This window comes from Elongatibacter sediminis, from assembly GCF_037892215.1.
GTDB lineage: Bacteria > Pseudomonadota > Gammaproteobacteria > Xanthomonadales > SZUA-36 > Elongatibacter > Elongatibacter sediminis.
This window is the reverse complement of sequence record NZ_JAZHOG010000006.1, coordinates 113,921-130,208: the sequence shown is the minus strand read 5'-3', so window position 1 is coordinate 130,208 and position 16,288 is coordinate 113,921. Positions and strand designations below refer to the sequence as shown.

Sequence of the window (16,288 nt, the reverse complement as noted above, 5' to 3'; positions counted from 1 at the left end):
TTCCTACCGGACTCGTCCCCACAAGAATCAATACGAGAGGCCTGCCATGAACCACCGAAACACACTGAGCAAAGCCGTTGCGCTTGGCCTGACGACACTGGCCGGCGCCGCACCCATCGCCGCCGGCGCTGCCGGCGAGTTGGAGGAAGTCATCGTCACCGCGACCAAGCGGGCGGAAAATCTGCAGGACATTCCGGTCACCGTCACGGCGCTTTCGGGCGAAAAGCTCGAGCAACTGAACGTGGCCAATTTTGATGATTACATCCGCTATCTGCCGGGTGTGAACGCGGCCGGCCGGGGGCCGGGCCAGTCGTCCATCTTCATTCGCGGCATGGCCACCGACTCTTCCGACCAGACCTCGATCGAAATCGGCGCCCCGGTGCCCAACGTGGCCCTGTACCTCGACGAGCAGCCGGTGAGCTCGGGCGGGCGCAATCTCGACCTGTACGCCGCCGACATCGAACGCATCGAGGTGTTGCCCGGGCCCCAGGGCACACTGTTCGGCGCCTCCTCGCAGGCGGGCACCGTTCGTCTCATCACGCGCAAGCCGGTGCTCAATGAATTTCAGGCCGGGTTCGACGCCAGCGTTGCGACCACGAAGAGCGGCGATCTCAGCAACAGCGTCGAAGCCTACGTGAACTGGCCGTTGATCGAAGACACCCTGGCGATCCGCGGCGTGTTCTACAACGCCGTCGAAGGCGGCTACATCGACAATGTGTTCGGCGAGAACGCCTACACCGCGGCCGACGTCGGTTTTCCCGAAGGCGCCGAGTCCACGGTGGTCAACAACCTGCCGCTGGTCGAGGACGACTTCAATGACGCCCGCTACACCGGCGGGCGAATCGCCGCGAAGTACGTGATCAACGACGACTGGGAACTGCTCGGCCAGGTCATGTTCCAGGAACTGGACGTGGACGGCGTATTCGATCACTCCCCCGAGGAAATCGCCGATTTGTCGACCGGCCAGTCCGGCAGCCGAATCGTCGGCGACCTGCAGGTGCAGCGCTTCTTCCCCGACGAACTCGACGATGAGTTCGCTCAGTATTCGCTGACCGTCAGCGGACGCCTGGCGGGGCTCAATGTGCTCTACGCCGGCTCCTACCTCGACCGGGAAGTGAACAACAACTTCGATTACAGCGGCTACACGCAAATCGGCAGCTACGGGTACTACTACCTGTGCCAGCCCGATTACACGCTGTGTGGCGATCCGACCCAGGGGGTTATCACCTTCATCAAGAACGAGCGCACAACCCACGAACTGCGCTTTTCCTACGACGAAGGTGAGCGGGTCAACTGGGTAGCCGGCGTGTTTTACGACGACATCGAAACCAAGGTGGACACGCAGTTCTACGTCGCCGGTTCACAGGGGTTTTTCGCTCCCAACGAGCCGCACTCGCAGGCGACACAGTTCAACCCGGAGGCCCGTCCGCCCGGCATCACCTTCGTCAACGACGCCATCCGCACCGAGGAACAACTGGCCTTTTTCGGTGAAGTCACCTTCGATCTCACCGAAACCGTTTCGATCACCGGCGGCGCCCGCTACTACGACATCGAATCGCGGCTGGTCGGCTCATCGAATTTCGCCACGCTCGGCGATGTCGACGGCGACGGCGGTATCAGCTACGACCTGGTGTTCGCCGATGCATTACCGCTGAAAGAAGACGACACCATCGTCAAGGCCAGCCTGTCGTGGCAGCCGCTGGACGATGTCCTTTTCTACGCCACCTGGTCGGAGGGTTTCCGCCCCGGCGGATTCAATCGCATCGACAACGACGGCGTGCCCAAAACCTACGTCAGTGACGAGGTCACCAACTACGAGCTGGGTTGGAAAACCACGCTGCTCGACGGGCGGCTGCGTTTCAACGGCTCGATCTACCGGATCGACTGGGACGGCCTGCAGGTGGGTATCACGGACTTCGATATTTCCGTGATCACCTTCACCACCAATGCAGCCGACGCGGAGATCACCGGCATCGAGGGCGACCTGTCCTTCCTGGCCACGGACAACCTGACCTTAAACGCCGCATGGTCTTACAACGATACGGAAATGACCCGCGTGCCACCGGGCGTGAGCGACATCGCAGGGCCCGGATCGAGACTGGCACTGGCGCCGGAATGGCAATACAACCTGAGCGCGCGCTACGAATGGACGGCCGGTGAATACAGTCCCTACGCCCAACTGGTGTACGCCTACACCGGCGACCAGTTCAGCTCCATCGTTGTCGACAACCGTTTCCTGCAGGATTCCTACGACACGGTGGACGCCGCCATTGGCGTGAGCAGTGGCAACTGGAGCGTCGAACTGTTTGGCGAGAACCTGACGGACGAGCGCGCCCAGTTGTTCATCAACTCCCTGGACACCGACCTGCGCATTACCACCAATCGTCCGCGGACCTACGGCCTGAGGGTCTCGTACGACTACTGAATGAAATGATGTCGGACCCCATGGCCCAGGCCCGGAAAGCACTGCAGTCCGGGAAGCTCGAGGACGCCCTTTCGCTGGCTGGCGCCCGGCTGCGCGAGGAGCCGGATGACGCCGCCGCGCTGTATCTGCAGGCGGTCGCGCAGCGCTACCTGCGGCGGCACCCCGATGCGCTGACCACCCTGGAGCACCTGAGAAACCTGCAGCCCGACCATGCTCGGGCATTCCAGGAGGCCGGCCACAATTTCCGCGATCTGGGTGACGCCGACCGCGCCCTGGCCGCCTACCAGCGCGCCGTGGAGCTCAATCATGCACTGCCGGCCGCCTGGCGGGAACTGGCCCGGCTGCACCGGCGGCAAGACCGCACCGCGGCGGCCGATTCGGCGCAGGCCGAGTACGAACGCCTGTCAAAACTGCCCAAAGAGCTGGTCAGCGTCAGCAGCCTGCTCCACGAAGGCAAACTGTACAAGGCCGAAACCCTGTGCCGAGCCTTCCTGCGCCAGAATCCGCACCATGTCGAAGCCATGCGCCTGCTGGCGGTGCTGGGCATGAAACTCTTCATCTACGACGATGCCGAGTTCCTGCTGGAAAGCTGCGTGGAGTTCGAGCCGGAGAACTGGCAGGCGCGTTACGATTACGTTTCGGTATTGCACAAACGGCAGAAGTTCGAGAAGGCATTGGAGCAGGCGACCATCCTGCGTGACGCCCATCCCGGCAATCACGCCTTCGATCTGGCCTATGCCAACGAATGCGTCGCGGTCGGCCAGTTCGACACCGCCCTGGAACGGTATGAGCGAATTACCCGGGAGCGTCCGAATTTCGAATACCCACATCTGTCCCGCGGACATGCGCTGAAAACCATTGGCCGGCTCGACGAGGCCATCGAGTCCTACCGCGCGGCCTACCGCGCCCGGCCGGGTTTCGGCGATGCCTACTGGAGTCTGGCCAACCTCAAGACTTACCGGTTCACCGACGACGAACTGGCGGATATGAACCGCCACGTGGCCGAACCGGCAACCACCGATGTCGACCGCTTTCACCTGTGTTTCGCCCTCGGCGCGGCGCACGAGTCCCGCGAAGACTACGCCGAATCCTTCCGCTGGTACGAGCAGGGCAACCGCCTGAAGAAGGCGCATGTGCGCTACGAACCCGAACGGCTGGAAGAAGCCATGCGCCGCCAGATCGAGAGCTGCACGACCGACCTGTTCGAGCGCAAGTCGGGACTCGGCGGCGCGCACGACGATCCCATCTTCATCGTCGGGCTGCCGCGCGCCGGGTCCACCTTGCTGGAGCAGATCCTGGCCTCCCATTCGCAGGTGGACGGCACCATGGAATTGCCCAACATCATCGCGCTGGCGCACCGGCTGAACGGCCGCCGTTTCGTGACCGAGAAGCCGCGGTATCCCGCCATCCTCGATGAACTGGACGGAAACAAACTTCGTGCGATGGCCGACGCCTTCATCCGCGACACGCAGATTCACCGGCAGGGCGCGCCGCGCTTCATCGACAAGATGCCGAACAACTTCATGCACATCGGCCTGATTCACCTGATGCTGCCCAATGCCCGCATCATCGATGCGCGCCGCCACCCCATGGCCTGCTGCTTCAGCGGGTTCAAGCAGTTGTTCGCCGACGGCCAGGAGTTCACCTACGGCCTGGAGGAAGTCGGCCGCTACTACCGTGGCTACGTCGAACTGATGGAACACTGGGACCACGTGCTGCCCGGGCGGGTGCTGCGGGTGCATTACGAACACGTGGTCGCCGACCTCGAGACCCAGGTGCGCCGCATCCTCGATTTTCTCGGCCTGCCGTTCGAGGAAGCCTGCCTGAACTACCACGCCACGGACCGTTCGATCCGCACCCCCAGTTCGGAACAGGTCCGTCAGCCCATCTACCGCAGCGGGCTGGAGCACTGGCGCCACTTCGAGCCGCACCTGGGTCCGCTGCGTAGTGCGCTTGGCGACCTGCCAGACCGTTACCCCATGCCTGCCACGGACTGACCCCGCCATTCCGGCGCACGCCGATTCGCACACCCGGGACCCTTTTTGCCTTTCTCCTGATCTGGATTGGGTCACGGCCCCGATGTCGTTGAGAAAATACGGCTTTCCGGGAGATTCACAGCGGAGAATGGCATGCAAATCCTCACCGATGCAGTCCGCTGCGAACGCCCGGAGCGATAACCACCGGAATCCAAAGGTCTGTTGAAACGCCATGAATCCCCTGGACTCACACATCGATGACATTCGTGCCCAGTTCAAAATGCTCGACCACTGGGTGTACCTCAACGCCGGCGACATCATGGTGCCCGGCAACTACTGGCTCGACGCGGCACGCGATTACTACCGCTTTCAGGAATGCGGCCGCATGGAGGACATCCCGACCGCTGACGCCGCCACTCACCCATTTCTGACCCCCGCCTGGCAGGAATGCATCGAACGCGGTGCGCGGCTCATCAACGCGCAACCGGACGAAGTGACCAACATGTACCGGCCGGCAATTACGGCCAATCTAATCCTGTACAACATGTTCGAGTGGCATGACGGCGACAACGTCGTCATCACCGACCTGTCCTACCCGGCGATTCCTTACATCCTGCAGGACATCGCGCGCCGACACGGCGTGGAAATACGTGTGGTGCGGCACGTGGAGGGAGAGGTGCCGCTGGAAAAGATGGAATCCGCCATCGACGGCCGTACCCGGCTGGTCGCCGTCGACCGTACCGCGGCTTTTTCCGGCTTCACCTTCGACATGAAAAGCCTGTGCCGGTTGGCGCACGATCAGGGCGCCGTGGTGCTGGACGACGCGATGCAGGCCCTGGGCGCCATCGACATCGATGTCGCCGATGACGAGGTGGACCTGCTGATTTCAGGTTCCTACAAATGGCAATGTGGTCCTGAAGGCGCCGGTCTGTTCTACATCCGGCGCGCCTTCATGGACACGGTGGACGCCCGTTTCCGCAATTACATCTGGGCCGACGTGCCCGGGGGCATTCCGTTCGCCGATCCCCACCACGACAACCTCGCGAGTTGGGACCATCCGCCGGTGAACAACGCCAACCGCTTTTCCCAGGACACCGTGATCGGGCCCTCGCTGTTCGGCTGGAATGCCACTTTGAAGTTCTACGAGCGTCACGGCATCGGCAACATCGAGGAGCGGGTGAGGCGGCTGGGGACCTATGCCACCGAACGCCTGCAGGACATCGGCTGCACCGTGACCAGTCCGCTCGATCCGGAGCGGCGGCACGGTCTGATCACCTATACCAACGGCGATTACGATCGCGACCTCGAATTCTTCAGGCGCTGCGCCGCACCGGGGCGTTGCAAAAAACCGATCCGCATTTCGATGCGTGCGCTGGGCGGCGTCGGCAACCTGCGCGTATGCACTCATTTTTTCAACACCGAGGAAGACATCGACACGCTGGTTGACCTGCAGGCCTCGATGCGTTGACCATAGGGGGCTGAACCCCCAACCAACAGCGCTCAGAACCTGGAGTTTGCCCCATGAAAGACGAAACCCTGGCGGTCCATGCCGGATTCAAGTCCGACCCGGAAACCCACGCCGTAAACGTTCCTATCTACCAGACCGTCGCCTACACCTTCGACAACGCGCAACACGGCGCCGACCTGTTCAATCTGGCCGTGCCGGGCAACATCTACACCCGCATCATGAATCCGACCACCGATGTGCTGGAACAGCGATGCGCCCAGCTCGAAGGCGGCCTGGCCGGGCTGGGGCTGAGCGCCGGCAGCGCCGCAGTAAATTATTCGATTCTCAATATCGCCGAGCAGGGCAATAACATCGTCACCGTACCGCAGATTTACGGCGGCACCTATACCCTGTTCCGGCACATGCTGCCAAAGCAGGGCATCGACGTACGCTTCGCGGCGAGCGACCAGGCGGCCGACTTGGAGAAGCTGATCGACGACAAGACGACCGCAGTGTTCTGCGAATCCATCGGCAATCCCGCCGGCAACATCGTCGACGTCGAGGCGCTCGCCGACATGGCGCACGCAGCAGGCGTGCCGCTGATCGTCGACAACACGGTGGCGACTCCGGCATTGATGAAGCCGATCGAGTGGGGTGCCGACATCATCGTCAACTCGCTGACCAAGTACATGGGCGGCCACGGCAACTCCCTGGGTGGCGTCATCGTCGATTCCGGCAAGTTCCCGTGGGCGGATCACCCCGAACGCTTCCACATGCTGACCGAACCGGAGCCGTCGTATCACGGCGTGGTTTACACCGAGGCGATGGAAGAGGCGGCCTACATCGGCCGCGCCCGTACCGTACCACTGCGCAACACGGGCAGCGCCCTCAGTCCGATGAATGCGTTTCTGATCCTCCAGGGAATGCAGACCCTGCCGCTGCGCATGGAGCGGCACACCGACAATGCGCTGGCGGTGGCGAAGTATCTGCAGGAACATCCGCAGGTGGAATGGGTACAGTACGCCGGCCTGGAAGACTCCCCGTACTACGACCTGGCGCAGAAGTACACCAATGGGCGCCCGTCGGCGCTGATGACCTTCGGCATCAAGGGCGGCTTTGACGCCGGCGTGAAGTTCTATGACGCGCTGGATCTGTTCGTACGGCTGGTCAACATCGGCGACGTGAAATCACTGGCCGCGCACCCGGCCTCGACCACGCACCGGCAGCTCAGCGAAGAAGAGCTCAAGCTGGCCGGCGTCACCCCGGACATGATCCGGCTGTGCGTCGGAATCGAGCACATCGACGACATCATCGCCGACCTGGACCAGGCCCTTAAGGCCGCGCGGTAAGCACCGCGCCCGACCCCGGAAAAGCCCTGAACGAAACTTGGGGTCAGAGTAAAGGGACAGAGTAACGACTCTGTCCCTTTACTCTGACCCCAAGTTTCTGGCCCTGAGTTTCTCAGGGCTCGCAGCATCCCCCCCGGTGCCTGGTTAGAATTCGAGGTCCAGTCTCAACAGTACCTGGCGCGGCGTCAGCAGGGAAACCAGGTCGACGGCGGTACCCAGCGACCAGCCGAAGGTTGCCACGTTCTCATCCGTGAGGTTTTTCACGATGAGGTTGAGCCGTGGATTCATCGGCAGGTTCAGCGCGCCAACGCTGAATGCCAGGTCCAACATGTTGTACGAATCCAGGGGAATGCTGTTCTGCAGGTTGTTGTGCGACGATCCGCGGTACGAGTAGGTGGCCGATCCCCGGAAATCCCAGTTCTCCCAGGACGTGTCGTAGCTCAGGTTGGCGGAGCCCGTCCATCTCGGGGCCTGGGGCAGACGAGAACCCGAAGGAATGAAACCGGAGCTGGCCGACTCGAAGTCTTCCCGGGTGCGCGCTTTCGTGTACGAACCCGCGATTCGCGTCGAGAAGCCTTCACCCAGCAAGGCGTTCAGCGCGAACTCGTAGCCCGTGACCTTGGCTTTGCCGATGTTGTCCACGTAGGCCACCACACCGGCGCGCTGCTGAATCTGCATGTCGGTCCAGTCGATCCGGAACGCTGTCAAATCCGCGGTCACCCGATTGTTCATCCAGTTGGTGCGGATTCCCAGTTCATAATTGTCCAGGGAGTCCGACTTGTAGCTCGTGGGTACACCGAAGTCACCGGACGCCACCGCCGCGCCGTTGATGCCACCAAAACGGAAACCCGATGCCGCACTCGCGAACACGGTGACATTCTCATTGGCATGGAACATCAGGGCGGCCTTGGGATTGAAGTCGCTTTCCTTCAAGGTTGCCTGGGTGCTGCCATCGGGAATGCCCAGATCTCCACCACCGGACAGGAAATTTCCGCCTTCGGTCTTCTGGTCGAAATAGCGGCCGCCCAGATTGAGTTCCCAGCGCTCCGCGAACGTCCGGGTCAAATCAAAATAGATCGCCTTTTCCCTGGCCTCGGCGAATTCACCGCCGATGGAACGCGACACCGCTCCCGGCAAATTGATATCGACGATGCTGGGCCGGGTTTGATCCGACTGCATGTAAAACAGACCGACGGTGTACTCCCAGTCACGAAGCAATGCATTGCCGCCGGTCGGCCGGTTGGAGACGATGCGTAGTTCATGCGTGTTCTGGTCGGTGGTGGGCATGAAGTTCTGGTTTACCGTAATGCCACTGCCCTGCAGCTGAACCACGTAGGTCAGGTCCGCCTGGCTGCTGCGCTCCTTGTCCAGCCAGTTGTTGTCGAACACGATGGTGAAATCCTCTGTCGCGAAGTCGAACCGCGCACCGTAGATTTCAAATTCGGTATCTTCGAACTCCGGCAGGTACTTGTACTGACGCACCCGGTCGTTGTCGGTGCCTTCGAGAAAACTGTAGGCCCCGATTTCGCCGGTCTGCTTGAGGTAGGTGAAGTTGGCCGAAAACTGATCGGTGACCTGCCATTTCGCCAACAAGCGGCCATGTTCGGAGCGATAGTCGTTGATGTCTTCGTCGCCACTGACCGCATCGTCGATGAATCCCGCGTAGTCCCGGATCGCGCCAGCGAAGCGCAGGGCGAACGTTTCTCCCAGAGGCAGGTTGAGCATCAACGAGTACTCGGAACTGCTGTCGTCGCTCGATGCCATGGTGCCATAGCCCAGCGAAGCCCGGCCGTAAAAGCGGTCGAACTCCGGTTGCGCCGGCACGTAACGCACAGCGCCGGCCAGGGCCGAACCACCGAACAGGGTGCCTTGAGGGCCCTTGAGCACTTCCACCGCGCGCATGTCGACGGTATCCACGTCCGGCTGCACGCCGATAATGGACGGATTGATCAGCGGCACACCATCGTAAAAACGCCCCACGGTGCGCGGTCCCACGCCCCGCGATTCGTTGGTGATGCCACGAATCTGAACGGTCGAGGTACCCGGCGTGAAGCCCGGCTCCATGGTCACACCCGGCGAGAGCTTGATGATATCGGCCAGTGCAGTCGCGCCGATTCCATCGAGATGCTGCCCGGAAAAGGCGTCGATGCTGGTGGGAATGTCTCTCAGTGACTGCTCCCGCTTGGTTGCCGTGACAACCACTTCCTCCAGAACCATGGGATTGTTATCTGCGGCTTCACCCGCCGATTCCTGCGCCTGCGACAGCGTTGCGCAAGCGAAAAGCAGGCTTGCAGTAAGGGTGTTGAGCGGTGTGATGACTGACCGGTTCATGCTTGGGACTCCACAGTTGCGAGTAGGGGCCGGCAAGCCGATACCGAAGGGCAGGTCTGGCCCGTTCGGATTGGGTGCCTCAAAGTAAAACCTATTAATTGCATATGAACTTACTGTTCATATATGATCATTATGAAAATGGACGGTACTATCAAGGCTCAGGGTTGTCAAGAACCGGACCCGATCGTTCGGTGCGCATGGCGCCGAATTCCTTCACGATGGATAATGGAAGGCACAGGCATGAACAGGCGAGCGGGCGGCTGACACCCATGACGAGCAAGGAAAAGACACCGGCATACCGCGCCCCGGCCCTGGAGAAGGGCCTGGAAATTCTGGAGTTGCTGGCGGACATCAAGGAACCGATGACGCTGACCCAGATCGCCGCCGAACTGAATCGTTCGCGCAGCGAACTCTACCGCATGACGGCGGTGTTGGTGGAACGCGGTTACCTGACTCGGGATCCCAGCAGCGACGAACTGCACATTTCCAACCGCCTGTTCGATCTGGGCATGAAAGCGAGCCCGGTCGGAACCCTCGTCGAAGAGGCCTTCCCAACCCTGCACCGGCTTTCGGAACGCACTCGTCAGCCCTGTCACCTGGCGGTCGTGAGCGGCTACCGAATGGTGGTCGTGGCGCGGGTGGAAAGCCCTTCGAATGTTGGAATCGCGGTTCGGGTCGGACACAACCTGGACCTGTACGAGTCCGGATCCGGACTCGCCCTGTTGGCGTGGATGGACGAAGACGAACGCTCCGCTCTGCTCGACCGGTATGAAAAAAGAACCGGCGGCTTCGACCGCGAGAGCCTCGAAGCCGAACTCAAACGCGGGCGCCGTTCCGGCTATCTTCGCCACAAGAGTTCGCTCGTTCAGGGTGTCGAGGATCTCTCCTGTCCGGTATTTCTCGGTGAGCGCGAACATGTCATCGCGAGCCTCACGGTGCCCTACCTCAAAGGCCGGGCCGCCGAAGTGTCGGTCAAGGACACGCTGACCCACCTGCGCGAAGCATCCCGGGAACTGTCGACTCTGGGCGCACGGCATGGTGGATTCTGACTCGCCCCGCCAGCCGGGCACAGCGCAACACCCCCCCGCCGAAAATATGCTTCAGGGCTACTGCGACCCGCGCTACCGGTCGGTGCGCGAGGCCTTCGCGCGGAACTTCACCGAACACGGCGAGCGCGGCGCCTCGATCTGCGTCATCGCGCAAGGCGAGACCGTGGTTCATCTGTGGGGCGGGGAGTCCGGCGGCGAGTCGGTCAACGATTCCGGCCGACCCTGGAACGAAGACACTGTGTGTCACGTGTTTTCCTGTACCAAGGGCGCGGTTGCGCTTTGCGCCCACCTGCTGGCCGATGCCGGAGAGCTGGACTTCGAACGTCCGATCCGGGATTACTGGCCCGAATTCGGTCAAAACGGCAAAGCAGAGATTCCGCTGCGCATGGCGCTCAATCACCAGGCAGGACTACCGGCCATTCGCACGGAATTCGGCACAGACGAATTGTTCGACGGACGGGCATTGGCCCGGCTGATCGAGCGCGATGCACCGGTCTGGGAACCCGGCACAAGCCATGGCTACCACGCCGTGAGTTTCGGCGTCCTGATCGATGAGGTGATTCACCGCGTGACCGGCCGATCCGCCGGCAGGTTCTTCCGCGACGAAGTGGCCGGGCCACTGGGCCTGGATTACTGGATCGGACTGCCGGAAAGCGTCGAACCACGGCTCGCGCCGATCGTGCTTCCTGATATTCCCGCGGCGACCGACCCACGGCAGCCCGTCAGCGCTTCGGATACCGTCGCGGCCGTGCGGCGCAACGTCGAAGTATTGCTGGCGGCCTGCCGCGATCGCGAATTTCGCGCCGCCGGCAATCCGGCCGGAGGCGGGGTGGCCACGGCAGCCGGCCTGGCCGGTATGTACGCCCCGCTGTCACTCGACGGGACGATTCACGGCAAGCGTCTGATTTCCGAAAATGCCATCCCGTCCATGGCGAGACCGAGGTCCGTCAGCGATCGCGACGCGGTCCTCGACATCCCCACCGCATTCACGCTGGGCTTCACGTCCTCATGGGGCACAGGCACCCATCGACCCGGCCTGGGCTTCTGTCTGGGTGAGTCGGCGTTCGGTCATCCCGGCATGGGGGGATCGATCGGTTTCGCCGATCCCGCCAACCACCTGGCGTTCGGCTACGTCATGACCCGGATGAATGGCCTGCCCTCGCTGGATGAGCGTGCCCAGTCGCTGATCGATGCAACCTACCGGGCGGCCGGATTACGCGATCGCAAACCGGGTTTCTGGCGCCACTGAGCGGGATTTACGGAAACGCCAGACCGGCCACGATGTCCTGCATGGCCTGATGTAACGCATCACCGTCAGACGGAAGCCGCACGCCACTTCGGACGTGCCAGATTTCATCATGGACCGCCGTCGCCCCGGGTTCGATTCGTTGCAGCGGGCCCAGGCTTTCCAGTTCCAGAAATCCCGGCATGGTAAAGGTTTCGAAGTTGCAGCCCATATCGGCATAAGTGGCCTCCTCGAGAAAGCCGAAGGTCTTCACAAACACGCTACCCCGGTTCTCATAGGCCGCCCAGCGTTGCTTGTTCAGCACGCCGAACTTGATCTTCTGATCCACGGCCGGGTCTTCGCGAAGCTGAATGTAACGCTCTCCCCAGCGCACGCGGGGATCGTTCATGCGGGTGAAGTGCCACAAAGTCACCGTGCGGGCCGGGTACAGGTGCTCCGGGTGAGTTCTGTAATCTTCCTGGGGGATGATGGCCCGGCCGCCCGGCGCCATCAGGCTCATGGCCCACGGAGCAAGCTCCACCGCCCAGGCCAGGGTATTGGCCAGACAGTGGCGTACACGGATACGCCCCGAATCTTCACCGCGAATCCACATGGATTTGCGAATTCCGGTATCGGGCTCGGTCGGCGGTTCAAGAACGAGGAATCCCTCATCAAAGCGATGCGGGACCGGTTCGAAATCCGGCACCCAGCTGCGCGGATGGACTTCCGGGGCGTGCCACAGGCGATGACCACCGAACAAGGCGAACTCCTCGCCGGAAGTCTGGCCCAGTTCCTCGTCGAAGGTCTTGAACAGGTTGGGGCCCTCATCGACCCTCAGGCTGATGATCCGTGGCCCCACGTCCAGGGTAACCACCAGTTCGAGCGCGCCCCATTTCCCCACCAGGCAGTTGTCCCAACCGCCATATTCCGTTTTGCGCCATTCAATCATTCGATCCCTCAACGCACCCGTCACACCCCAGGGGCCCGCTCCGCCGCCTGTCATTACAGGTTCTCATTGCGACCCTGCAAAGGCAGACTGTCCGGATCGGGCACGAGATCGAGATCCGCCAGCCGGGCTTCGACATCAGGCAAGGGCGGAAGGGGGTCCCCGGGTACCGGTTCGGACCAGAACGTGCAGGCGCACCAGTCGTCCTCACGGTCATACAGACTGGCCAGATAGTCTTCGAAATCGCGCGCCGGCGGCTGCAGCCCGATCTGCTGCACGGTCACCCGGATGTCCTGGTGCCAGTACAACGGATCCGGCAGATGCCAGCGATACAGCGAGACCGGGCCGGTTTCAAGCCGGTCACCGGTGGTCACCCGGCTGGCACCACACAGGGGGAAAGCATTCTGCTGCAGACCCCAGGACAAGCCGGCGTAATCCTCGGTTCCGGTGCCGACGATCGTCGGATGGGACTCATCACCGTCCAGGAACACACGGACCTCCCCCTCACCCCACCAGTTGGGGCCGCCAGGCCGCACGCCGATGACCGTACCCAGGAAGCGTCCCGAACCCCGGCGCCGCGGCAACACTTCGAAATCGCGGCCCGCCGTTGTCGGATTCTCGCGTCTGAAGTGGGCATGCAACCGCCCGAACGGTTCCACGAGGCGGTCACCGACCGTGTAGTCGATCTGATAGAAGAACAAGGCCGGAAACGACAGATCATTGGTAATCGTGATCCGCGCACGGCGGGCGAACGGCATGGGCAGCCACATGCTCAGGGCGAATTTTTCACTGACCGCGTGGACCGCCGTGTGAAAAGGCTCCGTAACACCGTGCGCGAAACCGAAGAAATCGCCCAGGGGCGCCTGGACGGCCGGATGCTCCTGATCCTCCCAGTACATGCGGATCACGAGGCCGCGCATGGTATCGGCAATGTCGTACGTGGTCATCCACAAATGGCGAATCACGCCCGGACCTTCGATATTCGCCAGTTCGACACATTCCCCCGGCGCAATCATTCGCGCCGGGCTGCCCTTTCTCCCTACCCCCAGCGGACTGGCCGAGCGGCCCCCGGCACCTTTTTCACCCGTCGGATTCTCGAAGCTGATCGATCGACTGTGAATGTCGGCGGGCAGGTCATGCAGGTCGCGCAGGTAATCGAACCGGTTCATGTGTGGATTCTCCGAATGAGGGCCCTGGTATCAGGCAACCGATGGCAAGGCACCGGCCGTGATTGTCTCGTTGACTTCAACGACCCCGAATAGTATCGTTTTTGAAATTTATATATAAATCCAGAGTTCATAAATGATTTTATTGCTCCCTCTCCAGGCCCGTCAACCGAAAGCCGGGCCCGCCCGGCCTTCGGTCGATGCGAGGACACGCCGTTGACGTCCGGGCAACATCCGGACGGCGTGCGCATCACGGGCCACACGATACGCGATATCCGGTTTCCCACCAGCGATGAGCTGCATGGCTCCGACGCCATGAACAACGACCCCGATTACTCGTGTGCCTACATTACGCTGCTCACGGACCGGCCGGAACTGACCGGGCACGGCCTGGTGTTCACCATCGGGCGGGGCAACGAGATCTGCTGCGCCGCTCTGGAATCCATCGCCGATGCGGTGATCGGCAGAACGCTGTCATCCATCACGGATGATTTCGCGGCGTTTTCCCGGGAACTGACCGGTGATGCGCAAATGCGCTGGCTGGGTCCGGAGAAAGGGGTGGTCCATATGGCGGCCGGAGCCCTGATCAACGCGGTCTGGGACCTGTACGCACGCCTCGCGCGCAAACCCCTGTGGCTGCTGCTGTCGGAGCTGAGCCCGGAAGAGTTGGTGCGCTGCGTGGACTTCAACTACCTCACCGATGCCCTCACCCCGGACGAAGCCCTGAAACTGCTGGAGAGCATGACACCCGGCCGAAAAGAACGCATCGAGCAGCTCAGGAATAACGGCTTTCCCGGCTACACGACATCCGCCGGCTGGCTCGGGTATTCGGACGAACGGATTCGGACCCTGTGCCGGGAGGCCGTGACGCAGGGCTGGACGCACCTGAAGATGAAGGTCGGAGTCTCGCTGGAGGACGACTGCCGCCGCGCGGCCATCATTCGCGAGGAAATCGGCCCCGACCGTTTCCTGATGATGGATGCGAACCAGGCCTGGGACGTTGACGAAGCCATTGACAATATGCGGGTACTGGCCGATTTCGACCCGCACTGGATCGAAGAACCCACCAGTCCCGACGACGTGCTGGGGCATGCCGCGATTGCCCGCGCCATCAAGCCGATCCGCGTCGCTTCCGGCGAACACTGCCAGAACCGCATCATATTCAAACAGCTGATGAGCATCGGCGCCATCGATGTCTGCCAGATTGACAGTTGCCGGGTGGCCGGCGTCAACGAAAACCTGGCGATTCTGCTACTGGCGCGCAAGTTCGACATACCGGTTTGCCCGCACGCGGGCGGCGTCGGACTGTGTGAGCAGGTCCAGCACCTGGCAATGTTCGACTACATCGCCCTCAGCGGCACCACCGATGGCCGCCTGATCGAGTATGTCGACCACCTGCACGAACATTTCACCGACCCGGTTCGCATCCGCCAGGGGCACTACCTCGCCCCCAGCCGGCCCGGCTACAGTATCGAGATGAAACCCGAGTCCCTGGCCACTTACGAGTTTCCCGACGGTCCGGTCTGGAAGCAGCGGCTCGCCCGCACCGCCTAGTTTCCAACACCACTACTGCCCCAACAGGAATTTGCCGTGAACACTGCCCAACCCCAATCCCTTGCCGGAACCTGCGCCGTCGTCACCGGCGGCGCCAGCGGCATCGGCCTGGCCATCACTCGCCAATTGCTGCAAAACGGCGCCCACGTCCACGTGCTCGATCTCGATGACGCGGGCTGGATCGCTGCCCGTGACGAACTGGGCGACCTGGCCGAACGCGCGCACTTTCTGCACGGTGATGTCAGCGACCCTGCTGCCCTTGGCACCACCGTCGAGCAATTGCCCGAAGCGGTCGGCATCCTGGTGAACAACGCCGGTGTGTCGCACATCGGATCTCTGGAACACACTTCACCGGAGGATCTGGACCGCATCTACCAGGTCAACGTCAAAGGCGTTTACAACACGACCCGGGCCTGCCTGAGCCGCTTGAAAGCCGCCAACGGAGCGACCATCATCAATCTCTGTTCGGTCGCGGCGCACGTCGGTCTGGCCGACCGTTTCGCCTATTCCATGAGCAAGGGGGCCGTACTGGCCATGACGCGCTCGATCGCACGTGATTTTCTGGACGCCGGTATTCGCTGCAATGCGGTGTCGCCCGCTCGCGTGCATACACCCTTCGTCGATCGCTACCTGCAGGAGCATTACCCGGGACGCGAAGCCGCGATGTTCGAAACCCTGGCCGCGACCCAGCCGATCGGCCGCATGGGCACCCCGGAGGAAGTCGCGGCTCTGGTCGCATTTTTGTGCTCGCCGGAGGCCACGTTCATCACCGGCTGCGACTTTCCAGTGGATGGCGGATTCACCGGACTCAAGGTATAAG

Annotated in this window: 11 protein-coding genes; 8 read left to right on the top strand and 3 right to left on the bottom strand. The window is 62.1% G+C overall.

The features are described from left to right. Positions 1 to 46 precede the first annotated feature (46 nt). From V3330_RS10415 to V3330_RS10400, 4 genes are all read left to right on the top strand, one after another. The gene (locus V3330_RS10415; RefSeq protein WP_354695357.1) at positions 47 to 2,425 is read left to right on the top strand and encodes a TonB-dependent receptor; all 2,379 of its coding nucleotides are present in this window, start codon (positions 47 to 49) and stop codon (positions 2,423 to 2,425) included. A gap of 5 nt (positions 2,426 to 2,430) precedes the next feature. Continuing rightward, complete coding sequence (locus V3330_RS10410) at positions 2,431 to 4,422, top strand: tetratricopeptide repeat-containing sulfotransferase family protein (protein WP_354695356.1); 1,992 nt, start codon at positions 2,431 to 2,433, stop codon at positions 4,420 to 4,422. Positions 4,423 to 4,633: 211 nt separating this feature from the next. Next, positions 4,634 to 5,869, top strand: a complete 1,236-nt coding sequence (locus tag V3330_RS10405) for an aminotransferase class V-fold PLP-dependent enzyme (RefSeq protein ID WP_354695355.1) — start codon at positions 4,634 to 4,636, stop codon at positions 5,867 to 5,869. 53 nt (positions 5,870 to 5,922) lie between these two features. Next, positions 5,923 to 7,197, top strand: a complete 1,275-nt coding sequence (locus V3330_RS10400; protein ID WP_354695354.1) for an O-acetylhomoserine aminocarboxypropyltransferase/cysteine synthase family protein — start codon at positions 5,923 to 5,925, stop codon at positions 7,195 to 7,197. 144 nt (positions 7,198 to 7,341) lie between these two features. Here the strand turns inward: V3330_RS10400 and V3330_RS10395 are convergent, their stop codons facing one another. Beyond that, entirely contained in the window at positions 7,342 to 9,528 is a 2,187-nt protein-coding gene (locus V3330_RS10395) for a TonB-dependent receptor (RefSeq protein ID WP_354695353.1), read from the bottom strand. Between the two features lie 269 nt (positions 9,529 to 9,797). On the opposite strand from V3330_RS10395, the gene V3330_RS10390 reads away from it, so the two are divergent. After that, positions 9,798 to 10,577 (top strand): IclR family transcriptional regulator, encoded by a 780-nt coding sequence (locus V3330_RS10390; protein ID WP_354695352.1) that lies wholly within the window; start codon positions 9,798 to 9,800, stop codon positions 10,575 to 10,577. 46 nt (positions 10,578 to 10,623) lie between these two features. Next, positions 10,624 to 11,826, top strand: coding sequence for a serine hydrolase domain-containing protein (locus V3330_RS10385; protein WP_354695351.1), 1,203 nt, complete (start codon positions 10,624 to 10,626; stop codon positions 11,824 to 11,826). 7 nt (positions 11,827 to 11,833) lie between these two features. On the opposite strand, the gene V3330_RS10380 is transcribed toward V3330_RS10385, so the two are convergent. Both V3330_RS10380 and V3330_RS10375 read right to left on the bottom strand, forming a co-directional pair. After that, positions 11,834 to 12,751, bottom strand: a complete 918-nt coding sequence (locus tag V3330_RS10380; RefSeq protein ID WP_354695350.1) for a hypothetical protein — start codon at positions 12,749 to 12,751, stop codon at positions 11,834 to 11,836. 53 nt (positions 12,752 to 12,804) lie between these two features. Beyond that, entirely contained in the window at positions 12,805 to 13,917 is a 1,113-nt protein-coding gene (locus V3330_RS10375) for a glycoside hydrolase family 172 protein (RefSeq protein ID WP_354695349.1), read from the bottom strand. Between the two features lie 213 nt (positions 13,918 to 14,130). Here V3330_RS10375 and V3330_RS10370 point away from each other — a divergent pair, with 213 nt between their 5' ends. Together V3330_RS10370 and V3330_RS10365 are read left to right on the top strand one after the other, a co-directional pair. Further along, positions 14,131 to 15,468, top strand: a complete 1,338-nt coding sequence (locus tag V3330_RS10370) for an L-fuconate dehydratase (protein WP_354695348.1) — start codon at positions 14,131 to 14,133, stop codon at positions 15,466 to 15,468. Positions 15,469 to 15,504: 36 nt separating this feature from the next. Further along, the gene (locus V3330_RS10365; protein ID WP_354695347.1) at positions 15,505 to 16,287 is read left to right on the top strand and encodes an SDR family NAD(P)-dependent oxidoreductase; all 783 of its coding nucleotides are present in this window, start codon (positions 15,505 to 15,507) and stop codon (positions 16,285 to 16,287) included. Position 16,288: the final 1 nt, after the last annotated feature.